Origin of the sequence: Propionivibrio sp., assembly GCF_049316945.1 — a bacterium.
Lineage (GTDB): Bacteria > Pseudomonadota > Gammaproteobacteria > Burkholderiales > Rhodocyclaceae > Propionivibrio.
Genome location: NZ_JBMOJE010000186.1, coordinates 1 through 7075, shown reverse-complemented (window position 1 = coordinate 7075; position 7075 = coordinate 1). Strand labels below are relative to the sequence as shown.

Here is a 7075-nt window from a genome sequence, read left to right as displayed (position 1 = left end):
TCGTCCAAACCCTTGCCTTGGGCGTCTTTCAGCGATTTGGGGTGAACAAAGCGCGTTTAGGACGCCGTTTCACCGATGGTGAAGGTTGTCCGAAGCAAAAAATCTATCAATTGGGAGGGAAATATCCTGCCGGTGTTCATGGGCGGCGCCGGATGGGGTTGCTCCGGAATTTTTTCGGATATTGATTATGACGCTCAAATCGATACCAACTTTTTTGCTAAATAGACCGACATTCAAGGCTTTCAGTGATTCGCTCTCTCGTTTAACCGGACACTAGTGATAATCCGGGGGCAAATCCTTGTTCAGCGGCATCGTGCAGATGCCCCCCAAGAATCACCATCCCGATGCTTGGCGCCCGCAAAAAGATAGCAGTGCATATCGAGATACGATAGTTCGCCTGAACAGCTCACATCTCAACAAAGGGGTTTGGACGGGGCAGCCCCCCCCGACCAAACCCGGAATCCCCTGACGGGGAAGGTTTTAGACCGGATGTAAGCTTTTTGGTAAGTCGAACCGGCATCAATGCTAGCAAGCACCGGCTGGTCGCCTGGAAATATCTCGTCGTGAAGTCCAATGCGAATGGCACCGAGATCCCGAGAGCGACTGATGGGTACCACCTTACTGCCGGCTTGCTGGATCAGGTTATGAAGCATACCGAGACTGACAGAGTCTCCAACAACATCGCCTAATAATTCAGTTATCCCTCGATAAGTGCTTCGGCATATCAAAGCCAAACCAAACAACGCCTTTTTCAGCCACGCCTTGGTCGCCGGCAGATTGAACAGTACAGAGGGAATCTGTTTTCGCAGCAAACGTATCAGCGAGGTCAAAAAAGAGCGGCGTGGTTAAAATCCAAGGAACACTTTAAAGACCGGCATACTTCTCTGAAGCGAGAGGATCCGTGACAATTGCAGGCTTTTATGAACGAGACCGGCATGAGTATTATTTTTCATTGGTACACGCCTACTTTTGAACGATGCGCATAAGGGTCTCGCGATTGAATCGCTGTCGGAATCCAAAAAATCACTCCGTTGACTGAGCGAAAAGGCGTCAGCCGTAAATTTCTCCACCGGCAAAAGTAAGTGGCGATCGAAGCCTTGGACGATACCAGTCGCTTGGGGAGTTGCTTGAATACACTGCACCTGAGTACGCAACCGACAAGATTACAGAGGTAATGTATAAGACGTGAATCTCACCGTGCGCAACTTGGACTTGGTGGCCCAGGGGGCCGGATGCTACCGCATCTTGCCCTCCAAACCCGGTTGGTAAAGTTGCACTTCGAATTAGAATCCGCGAGCCTCAATTAGATCATCTCTCTTCTGACAAGTAAGCTGAAGTAACTCGCCACCCAGCCACTGCTCGCCAAGTTGTTCGCGCAGCATTGCCTGCAGGACGATCGACCTGCTATAGTCCTCCAGCGCCGCCGTGGTTTCACCGATAGTGTGCAAGAGGGCGCCACGGCTATGGTAGAACTTCGGCAAGTCGTTGCCCCATGCCGGCTGCCACTCCTCGCCGAGTTGTTCGCGAAGCATTTCCTGCAGGCCGATCGCCCGGCCATAGTCCGCTAGCGCCGGCTTAACTTCAGCAGTATCGTTCAAGAAGTTTATTCCACGTTGCATGTAGCCCGACGCCAGGTCGATGCTCCATGCCGGCGGACACTTCTCGCCGAGTTGATCGCGCAGCATTTCCCACAGGTCGATCGCCCGCTCATAGTCCGCCAGCGCCGCCTTGGCGTCACCGCGACTTCCCAAGAAATTGCCACGGGTAAAGTAGCACTTCGCCAAGTCGTTGCTCATTGCCGGCGGACACTCCTCGCCATGTTGTTCACGCAGCATTTCCCACAGGCCGATCGCCCGCTCATAGTCCGCCAGCGCCGCCTTGGCGTCACCGCGACTTCCCAAGGCATTGCCACGGGTAATGTAGACCTTCGCCAAGCCGTTGCTCCATTCCGGCGGCCAATCCTCGCCGAGTTGTTCACGCGCCACTTCACACAGGCCGATCGCCCGGCCATAGTCCTCCAGCGCCGCCTTGGCGTCACCGCTTTCTATGAAGACGACGCAACGGTTCATGTAGCCCTTCGCAAAGTCGTTGCTCCATTCCGGCGGCCAATCCTCGCCGAGTTGTTCACGCAGCATTTCCCACAGGCCGATCGCCCGGCCATAGAACTCCAGCGCCGTCGTAGCGTCACCGCTCTTACTAAAGACATCGCCACGGTTGCTGAAGAGCTTCGCCAATTCGTTGAACCATGCCTGCGGCGACTGCTCGCCGAAACGTTCGCGCAGTGCGGGCATGCAGGATTTAATGTCGTTGACTGAGTGGCCTTTTCCCGCATCATCGACAATGAAGAAGCCGTCACAGTCTTTGCAATCCAATATCTTCGATTTGGCGTGAAATTCCACATTTGATTTTCTGCAGTGTGGGCAGGCAGGCTTTTGCAATTCGGCTTGATTCATTAGTTCCCTTTGGGTTTTTTTGCTTCCCAGCCCCTGTGTAACAAAAGGCTATTTGAAATTAATTGGCTTGTATGTGTTTGTCGTTGTTGTTTTGTATTGCTGGTATGAGTCTGGATGTCTCATGCCGTTGGCTAGAGATTGATGTCGGCACTTATGCATAGCTAAGATCCGGTGGGTTAAAACTGGTTTCCTCACTCTTACATGGCGTTGAGGCTGGCCCTTGATGTCGCTAGGGCCAAATTTGAATGGAATGAAGCTCCTCCCATTGCCTTGCCGCTGATTAAATATGTCGGAACCTATGTTAAAGATGAAATTTGATTATATTAGATGATGGCTCCTCTTGTCTGATCCATCGCCTGTTTTCGCTCCAATTTACCAGTTATCGTCAGCTCCAACTCCGATGCTCTAGTAATCTGGTTTCAGGATAGCTTCGGCTCGCTTGTATCTTTAAATATCTCAATTTCAGGGGATTGAATAGAATGCCGGCGCAATTGATTGGGATACCGGCTTCGGCATCACCGCCGAAGGTCAGAAGCACCTGTTCTCTGCCTTCGAGCAGGCTGATGGCTCAATGACCCGAAAATATGGTGGAACCGGACTTGGCCTTGCCATCAGCAAACGCCTTGTCCACATGATGGGTGGCGCGGTTGGTGTCGAGAGCGTCGAGGGGCGGTAATTGTCAATCTAGTTGTCGCCTAAAGTTTTGCCATTAGGCTGCTTTTTTGAGCCCTGAAGCCACCTCCTTTTGATCTGCCTTTTTGTCGGCTTGTTGATCGGGATTCAAATGAACCACGGCGACCGGCTGCCAGTTCCGAGTGGTGCCGCTCCATCGTTCTGGATGCTTTCTCTTGGCGGCCTTATAGACCTCAACGCGCTTGCGTAGCAAGCCGGTATTCAGGCCCGCATGGCGTTCTGCCGGGGTGACGAAACCGATGGCACTATGACGATGCTCGTCGTTGTACCAAGCGGTAAAGGTGCCGACCCACTGCCGGGCTGCGAGAAGGTTATCAAACGGCCGCTGCGGATAGATCGGCCGGTATTTCAAGGTCTTGAACAGCGACTCCGAGAACGGATTGTCGTTGCTGACTGACGGACGACTGAACGACGGCATGACGCCCAAGGATTGCAGGGTCGCCAGCATGGTGGCGCCATTTATCGGGCTACCGTTATCGGAGTGCAGTACCACCTGGTTGGGTAGAATGTTTTCGCGTTCGCAAATGTCGCGCATCACTTCGCCGGCCAGTTCGCTGCTTTCGGCCTCGTAGACCTGCCAGCCGACGATCTTTCGGCTAAAAATGTCCATGAACAAATACAGGTAGAAGTAGATCCCCTTAACCAGCGTCGGCAAATAGGTGATGTCCCAACTGAACAGCTGGTACGGGGCGGTATGGATGTCGACGCCGGCTTCAAGAAGGTGGGTGGCAAAGGCGTGTCGAAGCGTGTGAACGCCACCGCTTCTGGGCAGGCCGGCGGCATCGCGTACGGCGCAATACAGGCGTTGAACCGCTTTGTCGTAGATCGGGCCGTCGCCGGCCCGGTTCGGAAACACCCAGCTTTGCGGTCGATAGCGCGCCAGTACAGCCGCAGGGATTCGAGCAGGCGGGGTGAAAGCAAAGTGTAGCGATCCTTGCTGCCCTTGCCTTGGCGGACTTTGATGCACATCCGGTCGGCGGCGCTTTCGATGTCGGTCAGTTCCAGGGCGCAGACCTCGGAGAGTCGCATCCCGGTCGCGTAGAGGGTTTCCAGGAGCGTGCGCTCGCGCAGATTCTTGCAGTGTGCGAAGATGCGGGCGACTTCGTCGCGTGACAGAATTTGCGGCAGCCGTTTGGGCACCTTGGCCATCGGGATGTCGAACCTTGCCGAAGCGCGCCCGAGAACGGTGCCGAAAAGGAAGCGGAAGGCACAGGACGCCTGATTGACGCTGGCGTAAGCGAGCTTCTTCTCGGTGAACAGGTGCAGGAGGTAGGCTTGAATCGCGGCGGCATCCAGTTGTTCCGTTGGTTGCCGATAGTATTTGGCTAGCCCATACACGCACGCGGTATAGGATTCGCGTGTGCGATCGGCCAGGCCGCGTAAGCGCATGGCGTTGTTCATTTGCTGGCGTAGTTCGGTCATTTCGTTCTCCTCGAAGATTGGGAACAGTCCCAAGCAGGAGAACGGCTGGCCAACGGCCCAGCTTGAATAAGGGTTCAGGCGATGACCCGTGTCATGCAGACCACAACGCGGGGGTCGAGTACTCATCCACCGCGTTAGCGGTTTAGTTCAACTAGTAGTCGACGACAAACGCGTCGTCCAATCTGGAATCGTGTCCGCCAATCTGGTGGGCAGGACAACGGCAAGTCTTTGTATGCATGAAAATTCTGACACTTTCATCGAGTAGCAAACCCACAATTCGGACAAACAAAGTGGACAACCGGGGTCTTCACTTACTTGATTGTTTTTGCATGAGTTCAATTTCTCAGCAATGACCGCTTTCGATTGCTAAATCTAATGACGGCTGATGGCCGTGAGGAGCCTGGCAACCGCATCGAATATTAGCACTTTGAACGGCGGGTTAACCCGGGAAGCGGCCATCCAACCCCTAGCCGCCTGTCGGACTTAAGATCGCCCGACGGCCTGTTTTCACGATGCGGAAAAAATTGAGACGTTTTTGGCGGAAATGAGGTCGATTTTTCACGAAATCGTAATGCTTCTGTCCTATTTTCTTACTGTGGACGCAATACGGCCATGCGCTTCAAATTCCACGCGAGGCAAACGAGCGTCCATTCGTTCTTGACCTTGTCCAGACCGCGCAGATGAAACTGGCGGAAGCCCATCACTGACTTGATGATGCCGAACACCGGCTCGACCGTCTGCTTGCGTAGCGCATAGGCGGCACGTCCAGTTTGTGTCTTGAACTTGTGTTTCATGATCGCGACCGGCGAGGCGTCGTCGGCCGAGGGCGGCGGTTCGGTAAAGCGGTCCCGCCAGTCAGGATGGTGTTCGTCACGCTTGACGGCGATCAGCGGGTCAATCTTGGCGGCAAGGCACACATCCACATTTTTCGCGCTAAAATAGCCGGTGTCGGCAAGCCAGGTATCCGGCTGATTGAGCCCTTCGGGATTGGCTTGAACTTTCGCCACCATCGGCTCAACCTGCTCCTTGTCTTTGCAAGCTTGGGTGACGTCCGTGGCGAGGATCAGCATCGATTCGGTATCGACTACCGCCTGGGCGTTATAGCACTGCTCAAAGCCGCCGCCAGCGACCTTCATGATCCGCGATTCCTCGTCGGTCAGGTTGATCTGGTCGTTTGCTCGCGGACCAGACTCGGGTGGCTTCGGCCCCTTGCCGCGGGGCTTCTTGCCGGTCGCCACTTCCTTGGCCGCACGGGCGGTCATCTTGGCCTCGTAGTCGGCCTGCTCGCCCTCGAACCGCTCCTTGGCTCGTGCCTCAATCTTGACCTTGGCGGCTGCAATCGCGGCCAGACGATCTTCCCGGCGCGTGATCTCCTCGGGAAGACTCACCCCATCCGGCACCGTCGACTGGTCGGCCGCGTCGGCCAGTGCCAATAGCTCCTGCACTTCAGCTTTGAGATGGGCTTCGATCTTCTCGCAGTGCCCGTAGGACAGCGCGCTGTGCCGGCTGGCATTGGCGTGAATCTTGGTGCCGTCCAGGCTCACTGTACCAAAACGCGAGAGTTGGTTCTCGCGTGCCACCTGAAGAACTTGAACAAACGCCGATTCGAATTCCTTGCCAAAGCGCGTCCTGAACGTTGCCAGGGTGTCGTGGTCCGGATGACGGTTGCAGGCAATATACCGGAACGCCAGTGAGTCATAAGTCGCCCGTTCGATCTTGCGACTAATGAATGTTCCGGTGGCGTAACTGTAGATCAGCAAGGACAGCAGCGTTGCCGGATGGTAGGCATCACTGCCTCTACCGGCATACGCCCGTTCCAGCGCCGACAGATCAAGCCCTTCGACCACATCAACTACGTAGCGTGCCAAGTGTGCCTTCGGCAACCAATCCTGTACCGAGGGCGGTAACAGGTAATCCGTATCTCGATCTATCGGCTGAAAGGCCATTCCCGTGTCCGTCGAAGTGACAAGGTATGATTATAGCATGTTTATGGGAAAGCCCGACAGGCTGCTAGCATTTTCAGGGTCGTGAATGACCGCAATCGGCGGCAAAGCAGCCTGTGAGCCGAAAAAATTGAGTGTACCAGGTTCAATGTCCGCTATCGGGTGGCTCGACCTATTCAACGGCCGGTTTGGAGAGAATTCGCCACCGTCCGCTGATGGCCGTTAGCTGCCCGCCATCAATTTACACTCACCGGCTGCTTTCGGCCACGAAGCGGTCGATCGCTCCAAAATATCACTTTCGCATTTCGAATGGCTAATTATCAATTTTCTGAGTTCTCCGCGACGGTGCGCTTTCATTTCCCTCACTGACCAAATGTCGGTTGTCAGCCAGCCGAAGAAGTTGAATGGCTACCAGTGTAGACCTGCCGTTCACTAAAAATTGCTCGGGGCCTCAGCCAGGGTCGGCTTCAGACTGACAACTGCCTGACGCCATAACTTTGTCATGCGACATGGCTTACGAAAATGCCGTAGGTCGCTCACAACCCGAGTTGAAGCACCGCGAAA

4 protein-coding genes and 3 pseudogenes are annotated in these 7075 nt (G+C 54.8%); 2 read left to right on the top strand and 5 right to left on the bottom strand.

Features of this window, described 5'->3' with window-relative positions; translation table 11 throughout:
• A partial coding sequence (locus ACOYNV_RS24510) for a hypothetical protein (RefSeq protein WP_422902429.1) occupies positions 1 to 185 on the top strand: 185 nt, incomplete at its 5' end.
• Positions 186 to 1283: 1098 nt separating this feature from the next.
• On the opposite strand, the gene ACOYNV_RS24505 is transcribed toward ACOYNV_RS24510, so the two are convergent.
• On the bottom strand, positions 1284 to 2291 hold the full coding sequence (locus ACOYNV_RS24505; protein WP_422902428.1) for a hypothetical protein: 1008 nt from the start codon (positions 2289 to 2291) through the stop codon (positions 1284 to 1286).
• Between the two features lie 652 nt (positions 2292 to 2943).
• On the opposite strand from ACOYNV_RS24505, the gene ACOYNV_RS24500 reads away from it, so the two are divergent.
• A complete protein-coding gene (locus ACOYNV_RS24500; protein ID WP_422902430.1) occupies positions 2944 to 3129 on the top strand; it encodes an ATP-binding protein in 186 nt (61 codons plus the stop codon).
• 33 nt (positions 3130 to 3162) lie between these two features.
• Here ACOYNV_RS24500 and ACOYNV_RS24495 read toward each other — a convergent pair.
• The 4 genes and pseudogenes from ACOYNV_RS24495 to ACOYNV_RS24480 form a co-directional block, all read right to left on the bottom strand.
• A pseudogene (locus ACOYNV_RS24495) lies at positions 3163 to 3846 on the bottom strand (transposase); the annotation flags it as partial.
• Positions 3847 to 3894: 48 nt separating this feature from the next.
• A pseudogene (locus ACOYNV_RS24490) lies at positions 3895 to 4002 on the bottom strand (hypothetical protein); the annotation flags it as partial.
• A gap of 41 nt (positions 4003 to 4043) precedes the next feature.
• A pseudogene (locus tag ACOYNV_RS24485) lies at positions 4044 to 4547 on the bottom strand (tyrosine-type recombinase/integrase); the annotation flags it as partial.
• Between the two features lie 611 nt (positions 4548 to 5158).
• Positions 5159 to 6514, bottom strand: coding sequence for an IS1182 family transposase (locus tag ACOYNV_RS24480; RefSeq protein WP_422902427.1), 1356 nt, complete (start codon positions 6512 to 6514; stop codon positions 5159 to 5161).
• Between the last annotated feature and the right edge of the window lie 561 nt (positions 6515 to 7075).

What these genes read in the sequence shown, in the direction of transcription:
- ACOYNV_RS24505 (WP_422902428.1), bottom strand. Translation starts at nt 2,291, where the DNA reads ATGCCCGCACTGCGCGAACGTTTCGGCGAGCAGTCGCCGCAGGCATGG.
- ACOYNV_RS24480 (WP_422902427.1), bottom strand. Translation starts at nt 6,514, where the DNA reads ATGGCCTTTCAGCCGATAGATCGAGATACGGATTACCTGTTACCGCCC.